We start from the raw sequence: 227 nt of genomic DNA, 5'->3' as shown, positions 1-227 counted from the left end.
ACTCGTCGTTCCGGACGATCGAGGGGTTTCCGCCCGGGCCGTAGTGGACACAGGAGACGCGTTGGCCCGGCGCTACCTCCACCTCCTCGGGCTGTTCGCCCGTGCGGCACGCCTCCTCGGCGTACTCGCACCGCGGCGCGAACCGGCACCCCTCCGGCGGGTCGTAGGGGTCCGGGAGGGTTCCCGAGATCCCGCCGCCGGTCCCGCCGAACTCCGGGAGACACTCC

The 227-nt window shown here is 73.1% G+C and carries 1 protein-coding gene; it reads right to left on the bottom strand.

What is annotated here, in order from left to right; genetic code table 11:
* The coding region (locus EXE44_RS19580) for an oligopeptide/dipeptide ABC transporter ATP-binding protein (protein ID WP_321167246.1) at nt 1-227 on the bottom strand (227 nt) is incomplete at both ends.

Origin of the sequence: Halorubrum sp. SS7, assembly GCF_005435055.1 — an archaeon.
GTDB classification, from domain to species: domain Archaea; phylum Halobacteriota; class Halobacteria; order Halobacteriales; family Haloferacaceae; genus Halorubrum; species Halorubrum salinarum.
The sequence above is the reverse complement of the archived record's forward strand: the minus strand, read 5'-3'. Positions and strand labels throughout refer to the sequence as shown.